This window comes from Agromyces sp. Soil535 (genome assembly GCF_001428255.1).
Classification (GTDB): domain Bacteria; phylum Actinomycetota; class Actinomycetes; order Actinomycetales; family Microbacteriaceae; genus Agromyces.
The window spans coordinates 27,326-51,235 of sequence record NZ_LMRW01000012.1 but is presented as its reverse complement, the minus strand read 5'-3'; the positions used below and the strand labels follow the sequence as shown (position 1 = coordinate 51,235).

19 protein-coding genes are annotated in these 23,910 nt (G+C 70.9%); 2 read left to right on the top strand and 17 right to left on the bottom strand.

Annotated features, from left to right (window positions below; genetic code table 11):
* Positions 1-51 precede the first annotated feature (51 nt).
* Positions 52-1,290 (bottom strand): hypothetical protein, encoded by a 1,239-nt coding sequence (locus tag ASG80_RS09605; protein ID WP_056730007.1) that lies wholly within the window; start codon positions 1,288-1,290, stop codon positions 52-54.
* 310 nt (positions 1,291-1,600) lie between these two features.
* On the opposite strand from ASG80_RS09605, the gene ASG80_RS09600 reads away from it, so the two are divergent.
* A complete protein-coding gene (locus ASG80_RS09600; RefSeq protein ID WP_056730004.1) occupies positions 1,601-2,110 on the top strand; it encodes a VanZ family protein in 510 nt (169 codons plus the stop codon).
* 30 nt (positions 2,111-2,140) lie between these two features.
* Here ASG80_RS09600 and ASG80_RS09595 read toward each other — a convergent pair whose 3' ends face one another.
* The 14 genes from ASG80_RS09595 to ASG80_RS09530 form a co-directional block, all read right to left on the bottom strand.
* Positions 2,141-3,973, bottom strand: a complete 1,833-nt coding sequence (locus ASG80_RS09595; RefSeq protein ID WP_056730002.1) for a glycoside hydrolase family 15 protein — start codon at positions 3,971-3,973, stop codon at positions 2,141-2,143.
* Between the two features lie 2 nt (positions 3,974-3,975).
* Positions 3,976-5,277: a UDP-glucose/GDP-mannose dehydrogenase family protein gene (locus tag ASG80_RS09590; RefSeq protein ID WP_056729999.1), complete on the bottom strand. Its 1,302-nt coding sequence runs from the start codon at positions 5,275-5,277 to the stop codon at positions 3,976-3,978.
* A 136-nt stretch (positions 5,278-5,413) separates the two neighbouring features.
* The gene (locus ASG80_RS09585) at positions 5,414-7,231 is read right to left on the bottom strand and encodes a DUF4012 domain-containing protein (RefSeq protein ID WP_056729996.1); all 1,818 of its coding nucleotides are present in this window, start codon (positions 7,229-7,231) and stop codon (positions 5,414-5,416) included.
* A 100-nt stretch (positions 7,232-7,331) separates the two neighbouring features.
* Positions 7,332-8,807, bottom strand: coding sequence for a sugar transferase (locus ASG80_RS09580; RefSeq protein ID WP_056730873.1), 1,476 nt, complete (start codon positions 8,805-8,807; stop codon positions 7,332-7,334).
* A 160-nt stretch (positions 8,808-8,967) separates the two neighbouring features.
* Positions 8,968-10,050: a heparan-alpha-glucosaminide N-acetyltransferase domain-containing protein gene (locus tag ASG80_RS09575; protein ID WP_056729994.1), complete on the bottom strand. Its 1,083-nt coding sequence runs from the start codon at positions 10,048-10,050 to the stop codon at positions 8,968-8,970.
* Positions 10,051-10,114: 64 nt separating this feature from the next.
* Positions 10,115-10,729, bottom strand: a complete 615-nt coding sequence (locus ASG80_RS09570; protein WP_056729991.1) for a thymidine kinase — start codon at positions 10,727-10,729, stop codon at positions 10,115-10,117.
* Positions 10,730-11,437, bottom strand: a complete 708-nt coding sequence (locus ASG80_RS09565; protein ID WP_056729989.1) for a response regulator transcription factor — start codon at positions 11,435-11,437, stop codon at positions 10,730-10,732.
* Positions 11,424-12,554 (bottom strand): hypothetical protein, encoded by a 1,131-nt coding sequence (locus ASG80_RS09560; RefSeq protein WP_056729987.1) that lies wholly within the window; start codon positions 12,552-12,554, stop codon positions 11,424-11,426. Before ASG80_RS09560 ends, ASG80_RS09565 begins: the two co-directional genes overlap by 14 nt.
* A 5-nt stretch (positions 12,555-12,559) precedes the next feature.
* Positions 12,560-13,795, bottom strand: a complete 1,236-nt coding sequence (locus ASG80_RS09555) for a sensor histidine kinase (RefSeq protein ID WP_156401757.1) — start codon at positions 13,793-13,795, stop codon at positions 12,560-12,562.
* 107 nt (positions 13,796-13,902) lie between these two features.
* The gene (locus ASG80_RS24125; protein WP_056729983.1) at positions 13,903-16,017 is read right to left on the bottom strand and encodes an intein-containing Rv2578c family radical SAM protein; all 2,115 of its coding nucleotides are present in this window, start codon (positions 16,015-16,017) and stop codon (positions 13,903-13,905) included.
* An 85-nt stretch (positions 16,018-16,102) separates the two neighbouring features.
* A complete protein-coding gene (locus ASG80_RS09545; RefSeq protein WP_056729981.1) occupies positions 16,103-17,881 on the bottom strand; it encodes an ABC-F family ATP-binding cassette domain-containing protein in 1,779 nt (592 codons plus the stop codon).
* A gap of 370 nt (positions 17,882-18,251) precedes the next feature.
* A complete protein-coding gene (locus ASG80_RS09540) occupies positions 18,252-19,730 on the bottom strand; it encodes a malate:quinone oxidoreductase (protein WP_082590058.1) in 1,479 nt (492 codons plus the stop codon).
* Between the two features lie 133 nt (positions 19,731-19,863).
* Positions 19,864-20,322 carry a VOC family protein gene (locus ASG80_RS09535; protein WP_056729979.1) on the bottom strand — a complete coding sequence of 153 codons (459 nt, stop codon included), beginning with the start codon at positions 20,320-20,322 and terminating at the stop codon, positions 19,864-19,866.
* A gap of 100 nt (positions 20,323-20,422) precedes the next feature.
* Positions 20,423-20,842 (bottom strand): hypothetical protein, encoded by a 420-nt coding sequence (locus tag ASG80_RS09530; protein WP_056729977.1) that lies wholly within the window; start codon positions 20,840-20,842, stop codon positions 20,423-20,425.
* An 86-nt stretch (positions 20,843-20,928) separates the two neighbouring features.
* Between ASG80_RS09530 and ASG80_RS09525 the strand changes: the two genes are divergently transcribed.
* Positions 20,929-21,549, top strand: coding sequence for a MerR family transcriptional regulator (locus ASG80_RS09525; protein ID WP_056729975.1), 621 nt, complete (start codon positions 20,929-20,931; stop codon positions 21,547-21,549).
* Positions 21,550-21,574: 25 nt separating this feature from the next.
* Here the strand turns inward: ASG80_RS09525 and ASG80_RS09520 are convergent, their stop codons facing one another.
* Both ASG80_RS09520 and ASG80_RS09515 read right to left on the bottom strand, forming a co-directional pair.
* Complete coding sequence (locus ASG80_RS09520; protein WP_056730869.1) at positions 21,575-22,582, bottom strand: N-acetylglucosamine kinase; 1,008 nt, start codon at positions 22,580-22,582, stop codon at positions 21,575-21,577.
* Positions 22,579-23,838, bottom strand: coding sequence for a 6-phospho-beta-glucosidase (locus ASG80_RS09515; protein WP_056729972.1), 1,260 nt, complete (start codon positions 23,836-23,838; stop codon positions 22,579-22,581). The genes ASG80_RS09520 and ASG80_RS09515 overlap by 4 nt, the downstream gene beginning before the upstream one ends.
* Between the last annotated feature and the right edge of the window lie 72 nt (positions 23,839-23,910).

The following is a 23,910-nucleotide window of genomic DNA, read 5'->3' as shown; positions in this document are numbered from 1 at the left end:
CGCCGTTCCGGGCGGGACGCACCGCAGACGTGCCTTCGTCCTCCTGGGCGGTCACGCCCAGACGCGGCGGAGGTAGTCGTCGGTCGGAGTCGGCGTCAGCTGGTCGAACCGGTCGGCCCCCCACGACGACATCGAGGCGTCGTACTGCCAGCCACCCGAGGCCGCCGGGTTGTTGGCGGGCGCCTTGTAGTACGACGTGAAGCTGTTCTGCACCGATCCCCACTCGGTGTCGTACATCGAGCCGAAGACGTAGGAGTCCTTGGCGAACAGCTGCCCGGGCTCGCCACTGCCGTTGATGGCCTGGCCCATCGTCGGCGTGTTCGCGCCCTGCGGAGCCGGGTACCGCACGCGCATCGCGATGACCTGTGCGGTGAGGATGGAATGGTCGAGCGTCATGAACGGCGTACCCAGGTCGGGGTCCTGCGACTTCGGGCCGCCGAGCTGCAGCGCGCTGTTGAGGGCGCCGAAGAACGTCGAGTCCCGGACGGTGAGGCCCCGGTACGCGCCGTTGCCGTACATCTGGAGCGTGTCGATGTGATCGGATGCCCCGGACGGACGGAACACGGGTGCGCAATAGCATCCCTCCCACACGGACTTGGTGATCATCGAGTCCCTGCCCGCAGCGAAGCCGAACGGGTCGTTGATGTCGATCTTCGCGTCGGCCATCACGACCTCGTACGCGTTGCACTCCTTCACGACGCCGCTCGACGCGGTCATCCGGAAGCCGTACGACACCTTCGAGTGCGCCCACGAGGTGCGGGAGCAGTCGGTGAGGAGGATGAACCGGCCGTTGATGCGAGCGAAGGTCACGCCTTTCACCCCCATGAGCCGGGCCGACTCCGTGACGGTCACGGAGCCCCACCCCTGCTTCGGCGACACGAGGATGTTCTTCGAGGCGCTGCCGCGACCGACGCCCTTGAGCGCGGCCGCCGAGCCCGACGACGCTCCGTACCCCGGCAGCGTGCCGGGTGCGATTCGGACGTGCACGCCCTTCTCGATCTCGGCGTCCGTGACGGCGGCGATCGCCTTGCCGATGGACGTCCAATCGCACGCCACGTCGATGACACGGCCGAAGGTCGAGCCCAGCTGCGGAGTGTTGGCGGGCCAGTGGGTGCCGTTCGGCCCGTACGAGCGCACGGTGGCGACGACGGCCCTGGCCGCGCCCGTCGTGGAGGCCGACCCCCCGAACCGGGGATACGCCGGGTCGGACGGCACCTTCGGGGCGAGGAAGGTCGGGACGATGAAGGCGGCGGAGGACAGCAGTGTTCGTCGTGAGATTCGGTCGGTCATGTGCGTCCTCCGGTCGTGATGATCGTTTCCGGTGCACGTCCGACAACTCGCGGCCAGACGCGGGGGCGCGCGTGCGCGATCGCTCGCTTCCCCCTGATGCGACAGTTCGACGCTATCCCGAAGCCGTTAAGTCCGCATTACGATCTCGCGACATCTGCAACCGGGCCGTCCCCCGTCTTCGGGCCTGGCAAGTCCGAAGACGGCTGTGACACGGTGGGACACGTGAGCGAAATCCCCGTGGGCTACGCTGACCGGATGACTCCATCCGATCGCGCAGGGCGCTCGGGGATGCACGGGGGGCGACCGCGGCGTGGTCGCTGAGGCATCCGTCACGGCGAGTCCCCAAGGGCGGCGGTGGCTGGCCGCCGGCGCCGCGCTCTACGCCGCGGCGCTCGCCATCGTGCTGTTCTGGCCTGTGCACGTCGACGGGCAAGGCGGGCTGTTCCGCTTCGGGCCCCTCCTCCACCTGCTCGGACGGTTCGGCATCCCGTCGTGGGCGAGCTACCCGGTGATCGAGTTCCTCGGCAACGCGGCGCTCTTCCTGCCGCTCGGGGTGCTCTGGGCCCTCGCCACCGATCGCTGGCCGGCTGCCCTCCGCATCGTCACCGCCGGCCTCCTCGGGGCGGCGATCAGCACCGGCGCCGAACTGGCGCAGCGATTCCTCCTCGCCGACCGCACGATGGACCCCCGCGACGTCGTCGCGAACGCCGCAGGCGCGACGGTGGGCGCGATCGCGACCGTGCTCGTCGCCCGTAGCGTGCGTCGGCGCCTGGCTCGCGCTGCGGAGGAGTCGCGGCCGGGCGAGCGCGCCCGATCCTGAGCGACCAGTGTGCCGTCGCGGCCTCTCGGGTCACCCGCGCGAACTCCTCGCGACGCTCGCGCCGGCCCCCGGCGCGGCGATGCCGCGTGCGTCCGCGATCGCGTCGGCGGCGCGCACGAGGGCGAGGTGCGAGATCGCCTGGGGTGTGTTGCCCGCGTGGCGCCCGGTGCGCGGCTCGACCTGCTCGGCGAGGAGGCCGAGGTCGCTGCGCCCGTCGAGCAGCCGGTCCATGAGCGCCGTGGCGTCCTCGAGCCGCCCCGAGTGCGCATACTGCTCGACCAGCCAGAAGGAGCAGGCGAGGAACGCGTTCTCATCGCCGGGTACGCCGTCGATCCCGGCCTCGGTGCGGTAGCGGCACACGAGCCCGTTGCGGATGAGCGTCTCCTCGATGCGAGCGACAGTGCCCAGCATCCGCGGGTCGTCGTAGGCGACGTACCCGACCTGAGCGAGCTGCAGCAGCGCGGCGTCCACCTCGGTGGTGCCCTCGAACTGCACGTAACTGCCGAGTGCGGTGTCGAAGCCGCCCCGCTCGATGTGTTCGGCGAGCTCGGCGCGGATCTCGCCCCACCGCTCGACGGGCCCCTCGCGACCGTCGAACTCGACCGCGCAGATCGCCCGGTCGAAGGCCGCCCAGAGCATCGCCCGCGAGTGCGTGAAGCGCCGATCGTCGCCGCGGATCTCCCAGATGCCCGAGTCGGGCCGATCGAGGTGCCGTTCCACCTCCCTGAGCAGGGAGCACTGCAGCGACCAGGAGAAGTCGTCGTCGTCGATCCCCGCGTGCCGGGCCGCGTCGAACGCGATCAGGACCTCGCCGAAGATGTCGGCCTGGTATTGCTCGGATGCCGCGTTGCCGATCCGCACCGGGCCGCTCCCGTCGTAGCCCGGCAGCGTGTCCGACGCCCATTCGGGCAGGCGTCGCTCGCCGGCGAGCCCGTACATGATCTGCACGTCCGCCGGGTCGCCCGCGATCGCGCGGAGCAGCCACTGCCGCCACGCCTGCGCCTCGTGCGTGTACCCGTGGTGCAGGAGTGCCTCGAGCGTGAGCGCAGCGTCGCGGAGCCACACGTAGCGGTAGTCCCAGTTGCGGGATCCGCCGAAGTCCTCCGGCAGGCTGGTGGTCGCGGCCGCGACGATGCCGCCCGTGTCCTCGTGCGTGAGCAGGCGCAGCACGAGGAGCGAGCGGCGCACGGCCCCGTCGTAGGCGCCGGGCTCGACGCACGCCCGCACCCACGACCGCCACCACGCCGCGGTGCGGGCGATGCACGCGTCGACGTCGAGCGGCTCGGGCACCGTGCGGTACCCGGGGAACCAGGAGAGCTGCAGGTCGAGCGTCGCGCCCTCGCCGACGTCGAACCCACCGTGATGGGCCATGTGGCTCGCCGTGAGGCGCGGGCCGCGAATCACGAGCGCGTCGGGTCCGGCCACGGCGAGCAGGGCTGGGGCATCCGGCGTGCCGACCTGTCGCATCCACGGCATCGCGGCGGCGTAGTCGAAGCGCACGCGCAGCTCCTGCTCCATGCGCACGCGGCCCCGGATGCCGCGGACCCGGCGGATGACGTCGCTGCGGAGGTCGGAGCCGTCGCCCATCGGCATGAGGTCGGTCACCTCGACCTCGCCGTCGCTCGTCGTCCAGCGCGTCACGAGGGTGAACGTGTCCTTGGCGTACGACCGCGACGCGGTGGCCGCGGCATCCGCCGGCCTGAGGCTCCATCGACCGTGGTCGGCGTCGCCCAGCATGGCCCCGAAGACGGAAGCCGAGTCGAAGCGCGGCATGCAGAGCCAGTCGATCGAGCCGTCGTCGCCGACCAGCGCGGCCGTGCGGCAGTCGCCGATGACGGCGTACCGCTCGATCGGCCGTGGCATGGTCAGGGCCGGCCGAGTCCGCGGACCTGCCATCCGGCCGCTCGCCAGGCGCCGAGGTCGAGCACGTTGCGTCCGTCGATGATGCGACGCCCGGCGACGAGCCGGCCGGTCTCCACCGGGTCGAGGGCCCGGTACTCGCGCCATTCGGTGACGAGTACCACGAGGTCGGCGCCCGACAGCGCCTCGCGCGTCGAGGTCGTGTAGTCGAGCTGCGGATGCCGCGCGCGGGCGTTCTCGATGCCCTCCGGGTCGGTCGCCACGACGTCGGCGCCGAGGCCCGTGAGCTGCACGGCGACGTCGAGCGCGGGCGAATCGCGTACATCGTCGGAGTCGGGCTTGAAGGTGACGCCGAGCACCGCGATCCGCTTGCGGAACACCGAACCGCCGAGCGCCTCGACGGCGAGGTCCACGACCCGTTGGCGCTGCCGCAGGTTGATCGCGTCCACCTCCTTGAGGAAGGCGAGCGAATCGCCCCGCCCGAGCTCCTCTGCACGTGCCGTGAAGGCGCGGATGTCCTTCGGCAGGCAGCCGCCGCCGAACCCCACGCCGGCGTTCAGGAACCGGCGACCGATCCGGGCGTCGTGCCCGATGGCGTCGGCGAGGGCCGTCACGTCCGCGCCCGTGGCGTCGGCGACCTCGGACATGGCGTTGATGAAGCTGATCTTGGTGGCGAGGAACGCGTTCGCGGCCACCTTCACGAGCTCGGCCGTGGCGTAGTCGGTCACGATCCGCGGGGTGCCTGCCTCGATGGCGGCCCGGTACACGTGATCGAGCACGGATGCCGCATGCTCGTCGCCGACGCCGTACACGAGCCGGTCGGGCTCCAGCGTGTCCTTGACTGCGAATCCCTCCCGCAGGAACTCGGGGTTCCAGGCGAGGCTCGCCTGCGGCGCGGCGTCGGCGAGGCGCGCGCCGAGCCGCGCGGCCGTACCCACGGGCACAGTGCTCTTGCCCACGACGAGGGCTCCGTCGGCCAGGTGCGGCAGCAGGCCGTCGAAGGCCGCGTCGACGTAGCGCAGGTCGGCCGCATTGGTGCCGGCGGCCTGTGGAGTGCCGACGGCGAGGAAGTGCACCTCGGAGCCCGCGGCATCCGCGATGTCTGTGCTGAACCGCAGCCGACCGGTCGCGGTGGCCGACGTCAGGATCTCGGGCAGCCCCGGCTCGAAGAACGGCGGATGCCCGGCGGCGAGCGCAGCGATCTTGCGCTCGTCGACGTCCACGCCGACGACCTGGTGGCCGAGCTCGGCCATGGCCGCGGCGTGCACGGCACCGAGGTACCCGCAGCCGATCACCGAGATGCGCATGCGGTCTCCTTCCGGCGGCGCGGACGGCGCCGAGTCCATTCTGTCGCACCGGCATCACGACGATCCCCGGCGTTGGTCGCTCGCGCCAGTGTGACGGCGCTCGCGACAGCGAGGAGTCCTACGCCATCGCACGGAGTCAGCCGCACTCGGCTTCCGAGACGGTGACCTCAGTGCTCCGGATCATGGGTGTCGTGCGCACCTCGGTCGGTCCTGCAGTGCCGGGTGCCCCCGTGAAGGTCGCGCGCACGACGGCGGACTGCCCGTTGACGAGGTCGACGACGAACTTCTGGGCTGGGCGGCTGAGATCGACGACCGAAGCCCCGGGCACCGTCTGGAGTCCCGCCTCGGGGACCTCCGCCGAGGTGAGGCTCGCCCCGGCGGGCCCGTACAGGAAGACCTCGGTGCGGTAGAAGTCGTACTCACTGCTGACGATGTAGGCGGGGAGCTTGAGATCCGGCGGGATGTCGAGATCGAGGCGTACCTCGACGGTGTAGGTCGGAGCGCTCGGCGTGCACGTGTTCGTCGTGACCGTCGCCGCAGTGTTGAGGTAGTAGTCGATCTTCGATGTCGACCGGTCGCGGAAGTAGACACCGACGACGGTGGCCTCCTCGTTGCCCTTCGGAAGCGTGCCCTGCAGACGCGTCCCGTCGAACATCGCCTGAGTGGCCGGGTCGGCGCTCCACATCATGAGCGAGCCTTTTGTCGCGGTGTCGGTGAGCGCCTGGGCCATGGCCCACACATCGTAGTCGACCGACATGATGCGATCGAAGATGGCGGATGCTGCGGTGGCGAAGTACTCGTCGGAGCCTTCTCCATACGGGAACCGGAAGTACGCCTCGTTGAGGAGCTTGGAGACGGCGTTCTCACTGGTGATCTGCTCGCCATCGGGCATCGAGACAGGACCCGTGACCTTGAGCAGTCGAGACAGCCCTATCGGGTCGATGGAGACGACGACGTCGGGTGTGATGCCGAACGCACGCTCCCAGTGAGCGGCGATGATCTTGCCCGCCGTGGGGAAGTCGGGGCGGCTCGTCGCCGCATTCGAGGCGTCGACCAACAGCGAGTCGTAGAGCTGGATCGCGCTGTCGTCGACTGGGACGTTCACGGGGATCGCGGTCGGGAAGTCGCCGCTCGATACCTGGCGAGTGATCTGCACTGTCCCGTTCTCGACGCTCAGGAGCGTCTGCGAAGCTGGGCCGCCACCGAGTGGCATGGCCTCGGCATTGTTCAGGAACGCGAGCACGACGTCCTTCTGACCGTCCATGCCGAGGAGCGAGCTGATGCCGGCAAGAGCCGCGTTCATGGGCGGGATCGTCTCCTCCGCCTTCGCAAGCAGCTCGTCGAACTGGTCGACCGCTCCGCCGACCTGGCCGATCGTGGCATCCGTGTCGATGGATCGCACCTGCTCGTGGAGCTCGGTGATCACGCGATCGGCGTTCGTGGCGATCTCCGTGGCCTGGCGGAGCGGTGCGACGTCGAAGCCGCCGGTCGCGGGGTCGCGCGCGAAGGTGAAGGTGCCGAGCAGCGAGGAGGCCGGCGTCACGACCTCGGTCGAAATGTCGTCCACTCCCTCGGCGATGACACGCACGGCACGGAAGTTCTCGCCCACGACCGGAATGACCTCGCCCATCCGCCAGAGCGGCTGCGAGGTCGGCTCGACGGCGGCCTGCGCGGATGCCTCGAGCCGCTCCGCGATCGCCGGGAGGTCCGCGAGCCGGCGCTCGGCGGCGGCCGACTGGAACTCCTGCACCGCTGCCCGGGCGTCTTCGAGGTCGTCGCGCACCGACGTCGCGTCGGAGTACAGCGACCACGCGGCGAATCCGCCGCCGACGATCAGCAGCGCGAGGAGCGGCCAGAGGACCACGTGCACGATCCACCGACGGCGGCGCTTCTCGCGGGGGGCCGTCTGCGGTGCGGTGTCTTCGCGTAGTTCGGCGATGTCGGGCTGCGTCACAAGGCCCAAGCATAGACGGGGGCGGCTGGGGCCGACTCGATCGCGATCGTCCTGTGATCAAAGGGGTGGGGGCGCCGCGGCGCCGCGGATCGCGCGACCATCAGTAGGCGCCGTCGGCCCGGGCGACCGAGCGGATGGTGCGGTACAGGATGATGATGTCGCCCGTCAGCGACCAGTTCTCCACGTAGTAGAGGTCGAGGCGCACGCTGTCCTCCCATGAGAGGTCCGAGCGGCCCTGGGTCTGCCAGAGACCCGTGATGCCGGGTCGCACGAGCAGGCGTCGTCGCGTCCATTCGTCGTACCGCTCGGCCTCCGCCGCGAGCGGAGGGCGGGGGCCGACGAGCGACATGTCGCCGTTCAGCACGTTGAAGAGCTGCGGGAGCTCATCGAGGCTGTAGCGCCGGAGCACCGCACCGACCTTGGTGACGCGCGGGTCGGACTTCAGCTTGAAGAGCACGCCGTTGCCGTCGGTGCGGTCGAGCAGGGTGTGCAGCTGCGACTCGGCGTCGACGACCATCGAACGGAACTTCAGCATGCGGAAACGCTCGCCGTTGAGGCCCACCCGCTCCTGGTGGTACAGCGCCGGCCCTGGGCTGTCACGGCGCACGAGCACGGCGATCACGAGGAGCAGCGGGCTCAGCACCACGAGTGCGAGGAACGCGACGACCAGGTCGAACGCGCGCTTCGCAGCGTACTTGCGGCCCTCGAACTCGGGATAGTCGACCTGGATGAGCGGAAGCCCGGCGACCGGGCGGGCGTGGATGCGCGGGCCCGCGACATCCGTGAGCGCCGGGGCGACGATGAGGTTGGTCGACGTGGCCTCGAGCTCCCAGCCGAGCTCTCGCATCCCCCGGGGGTCGATCGTGTCCGCGCCGGTGAAGACCACCGTGTCGGCGCGCGCGCCGTCGAGCACCCGGGCGAGGCTCGCGTAGTCGCCGAGGACCGGGATCCCGGGTGCGAGCTCCTGGTCGCCGATGCCGCGTTCGGTGATGGCTCCGACGATGACGATGCCCGACGAACCGTCGCGCACCATCTGCTGGGCTACGTGCACCGACTTCTGGCGCTCGCCCATGAGGATCGCACGGTGCGAGTATCCGCCCGACGCGCGCCGCCGCATGAGCCACTTGCGCCACATCCAGCGCGAGACGAGCAGCAGCGTGAGCCCGAGCGGGAGTGCCACGAGGAGGTACCCACGACCGACCTCGGACTGCAGCAGGAAGGCCGCGATCGCGAGCAGGGCGAACACGCGGATCGTGGCATCGGCGATGCGCTTGTACTCGGTCGTGCCCGCGCCGATGATCGTACGGTCGCGGGTCGCGAAGAGCGCGAGTGCGCAGATCCAGCCCGCGACGAGGATCGCGGACACCAGCGCATAGCTGAGCTCGAACACGTCGCCCCGGTCGCCGGGGATGCGCAGCACCGACCCGCTCGTGCCGAAGCGGATGAACTGCGAGCCGTACACCGAGACCGCGATGACGATCAGGTCGGTGATCAGCAGGCGCTGGGCGTACGCGCGTTGCCACGTCGCCACGACCGCCGCCGGCGTGTCGGTCGACGATTGACGTGTCAAGGTCATGAACACACCTCCGCGAGCGGCCCGCTTCTCGGGATGGCGGGCCGAGTACCCCATCGGTCGGGCGATGGGCCATGGGTCACGCTACTCCGATTGGGTCCCCACGTGAGAGGACCGAACGAGAAGTCCCCCCCGAAATGGGGAGAATTGGCGCACGACCGGGTCATCCGGAGGTCGCCGGCGCGGCATCCGCTCGATCGCGGCCGCTCGCCCATCGCAGTGCACGCTCCAGCGGCCCGCGGCCGAGATACCGTCGCCACAGCCAGGCGAAGACCATCGAACCCGCGACCAGCCCGATGACCAACGCCCAGGAGTCGTCGGTGACGACGCCGTCCTCCTCGCGGATCGCGAGCGAGATCACCACGAGGTGGATCGTGTAGATGCTGAGCGGCATCGCCCCCATCGCGATGACCGGCGACAGGATCGTCGTGGCGACCCTGCGCACCGACCGACGCGCGAGCGCGGTGAGCGCGAGCATCATCGCCACCAGGAGGGCGCAGACGCCGACGTTGCCGAGCGCCTCGATCGACGCCCGCAGCGGAACCGCCCATGCAGCCGTGCTCACGGTCTCGGGCGCGGGCAGCTGCGACGCGATCGGGAGGAACACGGATGCCGCGGCGGTGCCGACGAGCGCGATGACGCCGACCACCCTCGGAGACCCAAGGTCCGTGCGTGCGAGCGCGAGTCCGATGAGCATCACGGGCACCCAGACGATCACCGGATACGCCCCGCCGACGACCCAGTCGGAGACGAACTTCAGCGGGGTCTCCCGCACGACCGCGACGAACTCGGTGCGAGCGCCGAGCTCGGCGAGCGCCGGAGTGACCGCGAGCATCCCGACGCCGAGCCCGATGGCGACCCCCGGCGGCAGGAACAGGAGCGGAAGCATCAGGAGGAAGGCGACGCCGTACACGTCGAGGATGATGAAGACGAGCGGATTCAGCGTGGCCCAGATGAGCATGCCGAGCGCGATCAGGATCACGGCGCGGATCGCGATCTGCCGTCGCAGCTCGCCCCGCCCCTCCGTGATCGGCCGGGTGCCGCCCGAGATGAAGCCGAGCCCGATGCCCGCGGTGAGCGCGAAGAGCAGTCGCGGCCGCTCGTCGGCGATCGCGATGAGCTCTGCGGCCACGAGGGTCTCCGCCGCGGGCGAGACGTGCGCCACGAACATGCCGATGAGCGCCAGTCCGCGGGCGGCGTCGACGCCGTTGACGCGGCGAGGCAGTTGCGGCGCGTCGACGGTCATGCAGCCATGCTCGCACCTCGGACGGCGCGTGTCAGCGGGCGGCGGCGAGGCTCGCGGCATCCGTTCAGTGGCGGCCGTTCAGCACTCCGCCGCTCTCCTCGAGATAGCAGACGCCGCACAGCGACTCGTACGTCACGTCTTCTCCGTCGATCGCGACCTGGTCGCCGTCGAAGACGAACCTGCCGTCGATGCGCCGGGCGTTGAAGATCGCCTTGCGCCCGCAACGGCAGATCGTCTTCAGCTCCTCGAGGCTGTGCGCGATCTCGAGCAGGCGCCGGCTGCCGGGGAACGCCACGGTCTGGAAGTCGGTGCGGATGCCGTAGGCGAGCACGGGGACGTCGTCCATGAGGGCGATGCGCAGGAGGTCGTCGACCTGGTCGGAGGTGAGGAACTGCGCCTCGTCGATGAGCAGGCAGCTCACGTCACGGCCATGCTCCTCGATCACGCGCGTGCGATGGTGCTGGAAGCGGTCGAGGACGTCGGCGTCGGGCCCGACGGTGAAGTCGACCTCGCGCACCACGCCGAGCCGTGACACGATGCTGCGGTCGCCCTTCGTGTCGACGGCGGGCTTCGCGAGCAGCACCTGGTGTCCGCGTTCCTCGTAGTTGAAGGCCGCCTGGAGCAGCGCCGTGGACTTGCCGGAGTTCATCGCCCCATAGCGGAAGTAGAGCTTCGCCATCTACTCGAGGAGCCCGTCCTCCGCCGCCCGGCGGATCAGCTCGGCCTTGCGGCTGGCCGGTCGGCCTGCGCGCGCGTACTTCTCGCGCACGCGCCGCAGGTAGGTCTTCGCCGTCTCGTACCCGACGTCCATGCGGTGCGCGACCTCGTGCGTGCTGTGGCCCTGGGCGTACAGCCGCAGCGCACGTTCCTCGGCGGCACTCAGGTGCGCCGAGCCGGCGTCGGCGGCGGATCGAGGCGTCGCGGCATCCGCGGCCCGGCTCGCGGGCAGGGCGGTTCGTCGCAGCCGTTCGCCGCGCGCCACCCGGCGCGCGAGGTCGACGAGTTCCTCGGCGGGGAGCGTCTTCGAGACGAATCCTGCGGCGCCCGCGGCGATGCACCGCTCCCGTGACGCCTCGTCGTCGAGCGCGCTCACGACGAGCACCTTCGCACCCGCCGCCCGGCAGGCGCGAATGCGCGACTCGATCGAGACGCCGTCGCCGAGCTGGAGATCCATCAGCACGAGGTCGACGGGGAACTGCGGGTTCCGGATGAGGTCCATCCACGTCGTGGCTCGCACCTCGACCGAGAAGTCGGGGGCATTGTCGGCGAACCACGTCGCGAGGCTGTCGACGATGAGCCCGTGGTCGTCGAGCAGGGCGAGACGCACCTGCGAGCCTGCGGCGGGCTCGTTCGGCACGGTCGGCGTGCTCGCCTCAGTCGGCGACATGAGTCAACTCCACACTGACATTCTCACTCGTCACATCCACTTCCGCGCCCATCGAGACCGCGCGCGCCACCGCGGCGAAGCGATCGAGCTCCCGACGGGATGGCGGCGAGGCCCCGTGCTCGGTCACGATGCCGATGCGGCGGCGGGGCGGCTCCGAGGCGACGTCGACCCTGATCGCGGCGGAGCGGCTCGCCTCGCCGAGCCACGAGACCAGGGCGGTGAGGGCCGACCGCTGGTCGTCGGCGAGGTCGGCCGCACCACCCGTCGGATCATGGATCACGACGGGGATGCCGCGCGACATCCGCACCGTCGCGGCCAGGTCGTCCAGCCAGGTGGACTCGATGCCCGCCTTCAGCGCCCGCCGCAACGCCTCGGCGAGCTCGCGGGCCCGATCGGCGTCGGCCACCGAGATCCGATCGGCGGTCATGACCCCGGCGAGGAAGGGCAGCACCTCCCGGCCGAGCACCGACACCTGGCTCTGCTGCACCGAGCGGGCGATGCCGGCGCGGAGCTCTGCGTCGCGTTGCAGGGCCGCCCGGTTGGCCTCGCGCTGCCACGCGAGCGTCTCGTCGACGATCGCGTAGGAGTACCCGGCGGCAGCCGCCGACAGCGCGAGCACCGCGGCGGAGTTCACGGCGATGAGCGTGCCGATCGGGGCGGGGGTCATGGTCGTAGCCGCCGAGCCCACCACGAGGATCGAGAGCACCCCCGCGGCCAGGACCCCGGCGAGCAACAGGGACACCCACGTGCAATACGGGGCGACCGCGAGGATGAGCATGCCGATGACGATGGAACCGAAGTCGTCGTAGAGGTAGCGGTTGGCGCCGATCGTCGACACGTACTCGGCGATCGCGGCGCCCACGGCGAGCGCGACCACGAGCCACAGCCGGTCGACGGTGAATGGCGCGTGCGACGGCGCGGCGGAGGTCGCGGCGACGAGTCCGGCTCCCCCCACGAGGACGATTCCGAGCACCGCCGCGAGCGGCGAGCCGACCTCGTGCCAGTGTGCGACCGTCAGTCCGATGGAGACCGCGAATGCGAAGATCGCCGCGATCGCGACGATCGGCGCGGCCGTGATCCCGCCGATGGGGTCGGCCTCCTGCTGTGTGAGGCGCATGCGGCTCATTCGCCGCCCTCCGGCACGGTGAGCACGACGGTGGTGCCGACGCCCTTCGTCGACCAGAGCCGGACAATGCCGCCCTCCTGCTCGATGCGCCCGCGGATCGAGGTGCGCAGGCCGATGCGGTCCTCGGGCACCTCCCGCTCGTCGAAGCCCACGCCACTGTCCATCACGGCGACCGTCACGTCGCCGCTGCCGAACCCGATGGCGAGTTCCACCTCGCCGACCCCGGCGTGTCGGGCGACGTTGATGAGGCATTGCGCGACGGCCGCGTCGAGCGCGGCTGCGCGTGCCGGGCCGAGCAGCCCGAGCACGGCGAGGTCGCCGGTCATCCGCACGTCGAGGCCGGCGTTGGCAGCGGTGGAGAAGGCCTGCTCGAGCGTCGGTGCATCATCGTCGGATACCGGCGAGATCGTCGTCGGCGCCGCGCCCGCCGCCCGGCCGATCGCGCCGTCCGTGTCGGGTCCCTGACCGTGGTCGGCCGCCCAGTCGCGACCTACGATGAGGCCGAGGTCCGCTCGGATGCCGTCGCGGAGGCGCTCATCGACGGGTCCGGAGCCGGCGGCGGCGATCGCGACGAGGTGGCTGAGAGCCGTGTCGTGCAGTCGCGCGGTGGCGCGGAGCTCGTAATCGTGCCGGATGGCGAGCTCACGGGTCTGTTGGCTCGCCCGGTGCAGGCCGGTCTCCCGGCGGGAGTCGGACCGACGGCTGACGCCGTCGAAGGTGCGGACCACGACGAGGATCCCGAACGCCATGGCCGCGGCGATGTTCGGCGACCACACGCCGCCCGCGAGCGCGGCGCCGAGGAACGATGCGGCCTCGCCCAGTCCATAGCCGAGTGCGGCCCACGTGATGGCGAGCACCGACCCGGCGCCGGCACCGCCCACGAGGATGAGCGCGACGCGCGGCAGCGCGAGGATGACGTTGTTCGTGGTCTCGAACCGGTAGGCCGGGTCCATCACGAGCACGGTGACCGCGAGCACGGTGCCGGTTCCGGCGACGAGGTAGATCAGCGTGAGCGTGACCGTGGGGTAACGCGCGACCAGCAGGAGCAGCACCGCCATCACCGCGGAGAGCACGGCCCCGGTCCAGCCTGCGGGGTCTCCGCTGCTCGTCGCACCGATCACGCCGATGATGACCGCGATTCCGAGGCACACCCAGGCCGCGCAATGTCCGGCATGGGCGAGCGCCCTGCTGAGCGAATCACGGGCGAGATGTCCCGGCAACCCCAGGGTCATCGTGATCCTCCGCTCGCGAGGCCGGCGGCGATCGGGTTCGCGCGGCGGCCTCTGCGGATTATGACAGTTCCGCCGTGACTCGTGCAGTCGCATGAGCGCCGCGTCGCTCAGAAGAGGGCCGACGGGTCGGGTGGCGCGCCGAGCGCGTCGAACGCCGGCGCCGACGTGCGCGCGGCGAGCGCGGCCGACCGCACGCCGCCGGTCAGGGGATCCTCACGCCCGCGCTCGAGGCCGTGCTTCCTGATCAGCGGCCGCATCCGCTCGTCGAGCCAGCGACGGTAGGCCTTCGGCGCGTAGGCGTTGTTGCCGTAGTACATGGAGCGGTATTTCGGCACCAGCTCGGGATGCTCGCGCTCGAGCCACTGCATGAACCATTCCTTGACGCCGGGCTTCAGGTGCAGCGCGGTGTACAGCACGCTCGACGCTCCGGCCGCCTTGGCCTGCCCGAGCGCCTCATCGAGGTGGGCGCGCGTGTCGGTGAGGTACGGGAGGATCGGCATCAGGAAGACCGAGCACTCGAGCCCCGCCTCGCGCACGGCGGTCACGGTTGCGAGTCGCGCCTTCGTGCTGGGCGTGCCCGGCTCCACGGACTGCTGCAGGTCGTGGTCGTAGACCGCGATCGACATGGCGAGGTCGACCGGCACGCGCGTCGCGGCATCCGCCAACTGCGGCAGGTCGCGCCGCAGGAGCGTGCCCTTCGTGAGGATGCTGAACGGCGTGCCGCTGGTCGTGAGCGCGTCGATGATGCCGGGCATCAGCGAGTACCGGCCCTCTGCGCGCTGGTAGGGGTCGGTGTTCGTGCCGAGCGCGACAGGCTCGTGCCGCCACGACGGCTTGGCGAGCTCGGTGCGCAGCACCTCGGCGACGTTCACCTTGACGATGATCTGCCGATCGAAGTCGTCGCCGGCGTCGAGGTCGAGGTAAGTGTGCGTCGGGCGGGCGAAGCAGTTGTGGCTCACGACGCCGTTGGCGATGAAATCGCCCGTCGTCGTCGTGATGTCCATCATCTCGATCACCTCGCCGAGATCCTCGATTGACGTCACATGGAGGTCTGCGTGCGTCTTCACGGCGGAACCGATGAGAGAGAGCTTTCGCGTGATGGCCGGCTGGGTGATGTTGAAGAATGCCTGCCGAGCAGAGAGCCCTCCTCGTACACGCACGGTTGCGACACCGTTCGATCTCGGGGGCTCGAGAATGCCGTCGAGACGGAAGTGATCGAGTGCCCGCAGGGTCTTCCCCAGGATGGTCTTGTCAGCGTTGGCGATACGAAGGATGCCGCTCGAACAGGAGCCCTCAGCGTCGAAGATCCCGGCGAGGAAACCGGCTTGCCACGTCGCGCCCGCATCGACCGGCCACTCGATGAGTTCAGTGATCGCGTCGTAGTGGGATCGGCGGGCTGTTCGGATCGCAGTCATCTCACGACGCGTCGCCGTCGCCTCGGCGAAGCGGAACATCCTCGTCGGTACCTCGAACTGCTCCAGATACATTCGCGAACGCGCGAGCGCCTCCCCGTCGGCCAAGGCGAGCCTGAAGTAGTTCGCCATGTAGGTTCCGCCGCCTCGGGACCTCGGGTACTCACGCCGCAGCATCATCCCATCGCCACGGATCATGCCGGTGAGGTATCCGCGCATGTAGTGGCGGTCGAGGACCGACGGCGGCGTCGCCTCGGGCCGCGTGCCGCGACCGAAACCCATCAGCGTGTTCCGTGTCGTGAGGTACGGTCGCTGACCAGGGCCGGACATCGCCCCCGTCACGTGCTTCCAACCATGTGGTGTGAGGAAGCGATGGTCGCCGCTTGCGATGATCGATGTGCCGTCGGCCAGGGTCACACTGTACGCACGCTTGCGCGTCGACCATTTCGCGATCACCTCGGACTCCACGTAGCGTCGCATGCTGCCGACCATGCGTGTGCCGATGACCTTGGCACCAACGTCCACAGACCAGAGCGGTGCGGACCGACCGTCGGCGAGGGTGATCTCAGTGTCGGGGTGTATGCAATACACACAAGCATGCGAACAGCCCCGATAGGGGTTGATCGTCCAGGCGAAGGGCATGGCCGATTGCCCCGGCACGTGGTTCAACGCCGACTTCGCGAGCACCTCGTGGAACGTCACCCCGGCGAACTCGGGCGTCTGCACCGAGCGCACGAGGTTGTTCAGCTTGGCGAGCCCGGGCAGCGTGTCGGCCTGCTCGACCCCGAGTTCCTGCCCGCTCCACCGCATGCACCCATTCGAACACATGTTCGAATCTCAGGCAAGCGGATGCCGCGGCGAGCCGTGGCCGGCCGCGGCATCCGCTCGCCCCATTTCAGCGCTGGCGCACGGTCTCGCGCACGGCGCGACCCGCTTCGAGCTTGAGCCGCTCCCCCGCCCAGCGGCGCCGCAGCCACCGGTCGTGGCTCGCGATGACGACGGCGCCGGGGTAGGTGCCGAGCGCCTCCTCGAGGTCGGTCGCGAGCGCCAGGGACAGGTGGTTCGTCGGCTCGTCGAGCAGGAACACGTGCGGCGGCCGTGCGATCACGAGCGCCAGCGCCAGCCGGCGCTGCTGCCCGACGGAGAGCGATCCGACCGGCCGGGACTGGTCGCCCGCGGCGATGAGTCCCAGGCCCGCCAGGGGCACCTGCTCGGCGCGCCGCTCGCCGAGCACGCGCTCGTAGAGTCGGCGCGGCGAGGCATCCGGATCGGCGAAGCGCACGTCCTGCTCGAGGAGCTGCACGCGGAGCCCCTTGCGTCGTTGCACCACGCCGCGGTCGACGCCCTGCGTGCCGGCGAGCACGCCGAGCAGCGTCGACTTGCCGGCGCCGTTCGCCCCGGTGACCAGGAGGCGCGTGAACGGCGCCACCTCAAGCGCACCGAGCTCGAGTCGGCGATCGACCGACACGTCCGACAGCTGCAGCAGCAGGCCCGACGCCTCCTCGAGTGCGTGCGAGCCCGACGGGATGCCCGCGAACGCGAGCGGGGTCGGCGGCTTGCGCACCTGCTCGCGCTCGAGCGTCTCGAGGCGGTGCTCGGCGTTGCGTACGCGTCGCGACACCGCCTGCTCGACATTGCCGCGCTTGAAGTGCTTGAGGAACTTGTCGTTGTCGGTCGCCGCACGCCCGTGCGACACGTTGCGCGCGGTCTGGGCCACCGAGGCGCGCAGGCGGCGCAGCTCGTCCTGCTCGTTCTCGTACTGACGTCGCCAGCGATCGCGCTCCTCGGCCTTGACGGCGAGGAACTCGCTGAAGCCGCCGCCGAAGACGGTGCCGCCGGATGCCGCGAGCACGTCGACGCGCGACGTCCCCGCGTCCGCACGTGACCCGGCGAGCGCCAGCGCCCCCTGCCGGCCCGGGTCGAGGTCGAGCAGCCCGGTCGCCACGCGGTCGAGGAACTCGCGATCGTGGCTGGCGAACAGCACCGGTCCGCGCCAGGCGCGCAGCCGGTCCTCGAGGAAGGACGTGGCGTCGTCGTCGAGGTGGTTCGTCGGCTCGTCGAGCAGCAGCGCGTCGGGGGCGCTGAGCAGCAGGGCCGCCAGCGCGAACCGGGTGCGCTGTCCGCCCGAGACCTCGTCGATCCGGCGGTCGAGCCCGAGCCCGGCGACGCCGAGCCCCTCGAGTACCTCGTCGCGACGCGAGTCGGCCGACCAGATGTCGGCACGCTCGGCCGCGTCGAGCGCCGACGAGTACCGGGCGGCGGATGCCGCCGCGGCGCGCTCGTCGGATGCGTCGACGGCGAGCTCCATCGCAGCCGCGTCGAGCTCGCGCTCGATGGCGCGCACCTCGGCGAGGGCGGCCTCGAGCACGTCGCCGACGCGATCGTCGGGGCGGAAGGGCAGCTCCTGCGCGAGGAGCCCGGTGCGCGCGGGGCGGGAGAGCCGCCCCGACACGGTCGCGTCGCCGACGGCGGGGGATGCGGCATCCGCCCGACCGTCGGCGCCGGCAAGCAGTCGGAGCAGGGTGGACTTGCCGACGCCGTTCTCGCCGATCAGGCCGAGCCGCTGGCCCGGCGCGACGGTGAAGCCGAGGTCGGTGAAGACGCGCCGATGCGCGTACGCGACCGAGAGCCCGTCGGCGCGCAGGTAGAGGGAATGAGTGAGGTGTACAGCCATGCGATACGTCCGTTCGCGATTGGCTCCCGGGCCTCGCCCGACGCCGCCGGCGCGGGCGGGCACGAACGATGCACCGAGCGGCGCGCACGCGGCACGATGGCGTGGACGACGACCCGGGAGCGGAGTGGTGGGTCCCGCCGGGCATCCGCCGTCGCGAAGGGTGCGCGCGACACTGTCGCGTTCAGTGGAAGGTGCACACCCGTGTCAACGGCGCCTCAGGCGCGGGACGATGGGATGTGCTCACTTCATAGCGGGGACGACGATAGCAGAACCCCGCGCGGAGGCCAAGCACCGGGTTTCGAGACGCCCGCTGCGCGGGCTCCTCACCCCACGGAGAGACGCCCGCTGCGCGGGCTCCTCGACGCGCAGGTCACGCGGTGAGTTCGAGCACCTTCGCGGTCTCGGTGAGTGAAGCCTCGGCGGCGACGGGATCGATCGACAGCTCCCGGCCGTAGCTCGGGATCATCTGGCGGAGCTTCGGCTCCCAGCCGACGAACCGGTCGGGGAAGCAGCGGGCGAGCACGTCGAGCATGATCGGCGCGGCCGTCGATGCGCCCGGCGAAGCGCCGAGGAGTCCCGCGATCGTGCCGTCGGCACCGGTGATGATCTCGGTGCCGAACTGCAGCACGCCGCCCTTCTCGGGGTCCTTCTTCATGACCTGCACCCGCTGGCCGGCGGTGATGAGCTCCCAGTCGCGGTCCTTCGCCGTGGGCATGAACTCGCGGAGCGCAGCCATCTTCTTCGCGCGCGAGGCGAGGAGCTCGGAGACGAGGTACTTCACGAGGTCGAAGTTCTTGAGCCCGACTTGCAGCATCGGGCCGAGGTTGTGCAGGCGGATCGAGAACGGCAGGTCGAACCAGGTGCTCGACTTCAGGAACTTCGGCGTGAATCCGGCGAAGGGACCGAAGAGGAGTGCGGCCTCGCCTTCGACGACGCGGGTGTCGAGGTGCGGCACCGACATCGGCGGCGCACCGACGGCGGCCTTGCCGTAGACCTTCGCCTGGTGCTGCGCGACGACCTTCGGGTTCGTCGTGCGGAGGAACTGGCCCGAGATCGGGAAGCCGCCGAAGCCCTTGATCTCGGGGATGCCGGAATGCTGCAGCAGCGCGAGCGCCCCACCGCCGGCGCCGACGAACACGAACCGGGCGCGCACGACCTTGGGGGTCTGCCCGACGAGGTGGCGCACGCGGAGCTTCCACGTCCCGTCCTTCTGGCGCTTCAGCCAGGTGACCTGGTGGTTCGTCTGGACCGACGCGCCACGACGTTCCATGTCGCGGAAGAGGTACTTCGTGAGCGCACCGAAGTCGACGTCGGTGCCCGAGTCGACCCGCGTCGCTGCGACCCGCTGCTTGGGGTTGCGCTTCTTCACCATGAGCGGGGTCCACTCGGCGATGCGCTCGAGGTCCTCGGTGTACTCCATGTCGGGGAACAGGGGTTCGCGCTTCAGTGCCTCGACGCGCTTCTTGAGGTACTCGATGTTCGCCTTGCCCCTCACGAACGTCATGTGCGGCGTCGAGTTGATGAAGTTGTGGGGCTCGGGCAGCGCACCGATCGAGACGAGGTAGGCCCAGTACTGACGGCTCACCTGGAACTGCTCGTTGATCGAGACGGCCTTGGCCGCGCTCACGGTGCCGTCGGGGTTCTCGGGCATGTAGTTGAGCTCGCAGAGGGCGGCGTGACCGGTGCCCGCGTTGTTCCACGCGTTCGAGGATTCCTGGGCGACCTCGCCGAGTCGCTCGTAGACGCGGATGCTCCAGTCGGGCTCCAACTGGGAGATGAGGGAGCCGAGCGTTGCGCTCATGATGCCCCCGCCGATGAGCACGACGTCGACGGTTTCCTCTGAATTCACGGATTCCAGTCTAGGTGCGTTGTAAGCCGCCCCTGACCGGGTACCATCCCGTGCCCGTGGCCGCGCCCGTGGCCGCGCACCCGCGCCGGTGGCCGCGCACCCGCGCCGGGACCGCGGTGTGCGACAACGCCGCTCAGTCGACCTCGCCGCCGTCGAGCTGCGGCATGCCGCGCTCGTCGAGCGGCCAGAACGGGTTGTGGGCGAACTCCCACAGGTTGCCGTCGGGGTCGCGGCCGTAGCCGCTGTAGCCGCCCCAGTCGGTCTCCTCGGCCGGCTTCGAGACCTCGCCGCCGGCCGCCGCCCAGTCGGACAGCGCCGCGTCGACCTCGTCGCGCGAGTCGAAGTTGATGGAGAGCGAGATGCCGCGGAAGGGCGGCGCCGACGGGGCATCCGCTTCGCTGGCGAGGCCGCCGTCGACGGCGAGCTCGGGGCTCGTCCAGAGCGCGATGATCGGGCCGGGCGTGGCGAGGAACGTGATGCCGTCGCCTGAGTGCGTGGACTGCCGCCAGCCGAGCCGGCGGTAGAAGGCGGTGGCGGCGTCGACGTCTGCGACGCCGAGGGTCACGAGGGAGAAGCGCTGCGGGATGGCCATGCGCCGACGCTACCGCCCGCCGCCGACACGGTCGATGGCCCGAGCGGATGCCACGGCGTCGTGTCGCAGCATCCGCTCGCCGTGCCGGGCGTCGATCACGTCAGAGCGCCGCCACTCCCCCGGCGATGAGGCCGATGCCCGCGGTGATGAGCGCGGCGGTGAGCGAGACGACGCCGAGCCAGAGCAGCACGATCAGGCGGTTCGGTCGCTCGGGGTCCTTGCCGGTCACCGAGAGGAAGAACCCGGCGGGCATGAGGATCGCCGCGATCGGCACGCCGGTGCGGGCGAGCTGCATCCAGAAGCCGTCGAGCGCGGCGTACGAGATCACGGCGAGGATCGCGATCGACAGCACGAGCAGCACCGCGGCGTGCGCGTGGCCCGCACGGTAGAAGCTCATCTGCAACCGGTTCGCCGGCGCGTGGCCGCGCACGACACGGGTGAGGAAGTACCCGCCGCTCTCGACGGTGACGAGCGCGAGCAGCAGGATGCCGATGAGGATGAGGTCGTTCGGGGACGGCATGGCGCGATCCTTCGTCTCGGGAGCATGATTGGATAGTGATACTCTCCAATAATAGAGAGTTGAGCTATCCAATGCAAGGAGGCGGCATGCGCATCTCGGCGCTCGCCGCCGCGGCCGACCTGCCGGTCGCGACGGTCAAGTACTACCTGCGCGAGGGCCTGCTTCACCCGGGTGTCGCCACGTCGGCGACACAGGCGACCTACGACGATTCGCACGTGCGGCGGATCCGCCTCATCCGCGCGCTCACCGGCCCGGTCGGGCTCAGCGTGCAGCAGGCCCGCACGATCCTCGGACTCGTCGACGACCCCGGCGACGACCTCTATGCCACGCTCGGTCGCGCGGTGAGCGCCCTGCCGCCGCCCGTCGACGAGGCATCCGTCGACGACCCCGACCCCTACCCCCGAGCCCGGGCGGCACTCGAGGCGCTGGGCCAGGTCTACGACCCGCACTACGCCGCCGTCGCACAGCTCGAGGCCGCGCTCGCGGCCACCGAGGACGCGGGCATGCCGATCAGCGACGCCCGGCTGCGCGCGTACGGTCACCAGCTGCACGAGCTCGCGGAGTACGACCTCGAGCGGATGCCTCAGGAGCCGCATTCCGCCGTCGAGTACACGGTGCTCGGCACCGCCCTCTACGAGCCGGTGATCCTCGCGCTGCGGCGGCTCGCGCACCAGGACGTCGCGGCGCGTCGCGCGCTCGGCGGCTGAGCCCGACCGCGGCGGCCGGGGGCGATCAGCCCGCCGCGGCCGTGACGACGGGAGCCGTGGCGTCGTCGTTCACGGTCGCCATGACGGCCTCGCGCGCCCTGCGGAGGACCTCCGCGTCGGCTCCCGCACGACCGAGCGCGAGCAGGGCGGCCCCCACGATCGGCGCGCTGTCGAAGATCTCGATGCGCGCCGCGGGAGCCTCCGCCGCGAGTCCTGTGGCGATGGCGCCGAGCAGTCGCTCGTCGCCCGAGCGGACGATTCCGCCGCCGAGCACGACGGGCACCGGATGCCCCTGGAGTCCGAGCCTCGTGATGCAGGCCCGAGCGAACGCGACGATCTCCTCCGCCTGCCGGTCGACGAGGCTTCCCGCGACGATGTCGCCCGCGCGCGCCGCCTCGAACACGACGGGTGCGAGCGCGGCGAGCTCGCCCGCGTCGCGCCTGCCGAAGTGGAGGTCCTCGATGAGCGCGGTCACCGACGGGACGGCGAGCCGTTCGGCGATCGCCGTTGTGAGGGCAGTCCGGGGCCCCCGACCGTCGACGTCGCGGGCCGCATGCCACAGGGCCTCCTCGCCGAGCCCGCTGCCCCCGCCCCAGTCCCCCGAGATCGGACCGAGCGCGGGGAACCGCGCGTCCGCTCCATCCGCCCGCACGCCGATCGCGTTCACGCCCGTGCCGCACACGACCGCCACTGCGTCGGGCTCGTCGGTGCCCGCGCGGAGCAGGGCGTAGAGGTCGTTGCCGACGAAGGTCGAGGAGCTGCTCCAGGCCTGGGCGGCGATCGCCGCGAGGTAGCGCTCCACCTCGATCGGAAGGTCCAGCCCCGAGACGTAGAGATCGACCTGGGCGATCGCGGCATCCCCTGCGACAGCGCGGACGAGACCGTCGACGATCGCGACCGATTCGGCGAGCCCCTCGAAGTGCGGACTCGAACCGGGCCCGCGCCGATGGGCCACGAGGTCCCCCTCGAGGGTCAGCGCGACCGCGTCGGTCTTCGAGCGGCCGCCGTCGACCGCGACGACGAGGCCGCTCATCGCGCCCACTCCAGGAAGGGCGCGTTCTTCGCCAGCAGCAGGTCGGTCAGCTGCTCGGCCCGGTCGTGCTGCAGCACGAGCGGGTGGGCGCGCATCGCGCGGAGCACGCGATCGCGACCGCCGACGACCGCCGCGTCGAGCGCGAGGCGCTCGTACCCGGACACCGCGGCGATGAGCCCGCGGATGTCCTCGGGCAGCGGCCCGACCGATTCCGCGACGAATCCCCCGTCGCGGAACACGGCCGGGACCTCGATGACGTGGTCGTCGGGCAGGAACGGCAGCACGCCGTCGTTGCGCAGGTTGACCACGCGCGAGCGCCCGGCGGGCGCCCGCATCGCCGCGAGCAGCTCGATCGCCGCCTCCGAGTAGAACGCCCCGCCCCGCGCTTCGAGCGCGGCGGGCTTCTCGTGCTCCGCCTCGTCGGCGTAGAGCGCGAGGAGCTCCCGCTCGATCGCCCGCACGGCCTCGGCGCGCGTCGGCTCCCGCAGTTGCTCGCGCAGGACCTCGTCGTGGGCGTAGTAGAACCGCAGGTAGTACGAAGGCACGAGGCCGAGTCCTGCGACGAGCGCCGGCGCGAGGTGCACGTCGGCGGCGAGGTCGTCGAGCCGGTCGTGCAGGAGCCCGGGCAGTACGTCGCGACCGCCGACGCGCACGCTCCGCTCCCACGTGAGGTGGTTGAGGCCGACGTGGCCGAGCTCGATCTCGTCGTGTCCCACGCCGAGGATCGACGCGAACCGGCGCTGGAATCCGATCGCGACGTTGCAGAGCCCGACAGCGCGGTGGCCGGCCTCGAGGAGCGCCCGCGTGACGATGCCGACCGGGTTCGTGAAGTCCACGATCCAGGCGCCGGGCTTCGCGTGGGCGCGCACGACGTCCGCGATGCGCAGCACGACCGGCACGGTTCGAAGCGCCTTCGCGAGCCCACCGGGCCCGGTCGTCTCCTGTCCGATGCACCCGGCCTCGTGCGGCCAGGTCTCGTCGGCATGCCGTGCGTCCTGACCGCCGACCCGCAGCTGGATGAGCACCGCGTCCGCATCCGCGACGCCCGCGACGAGGTCGGTCGTGCCGACCACGCGGGCCGGATGCCCGGCGTGCGCGAGCATCCGCTGCGACATGCCGGCGACGAGCGCGAGCCGATGCTCGTCGGGGTCGACGAGGTGGATCTCCTCGAGGGGAAGCACCCCGCGGAGCCGGGCGAAGCCGTCGATGAGTTCTGGCGTGTACGTGGAGCCTCCGCCGACGATGGCGAGCTTCATGGGTCCTCGATTCAGGTGCGTGATGGTGGGGCGCGCCCGCTGGGCGCGGTTCGGCGGCAGGGTCGACGGGCG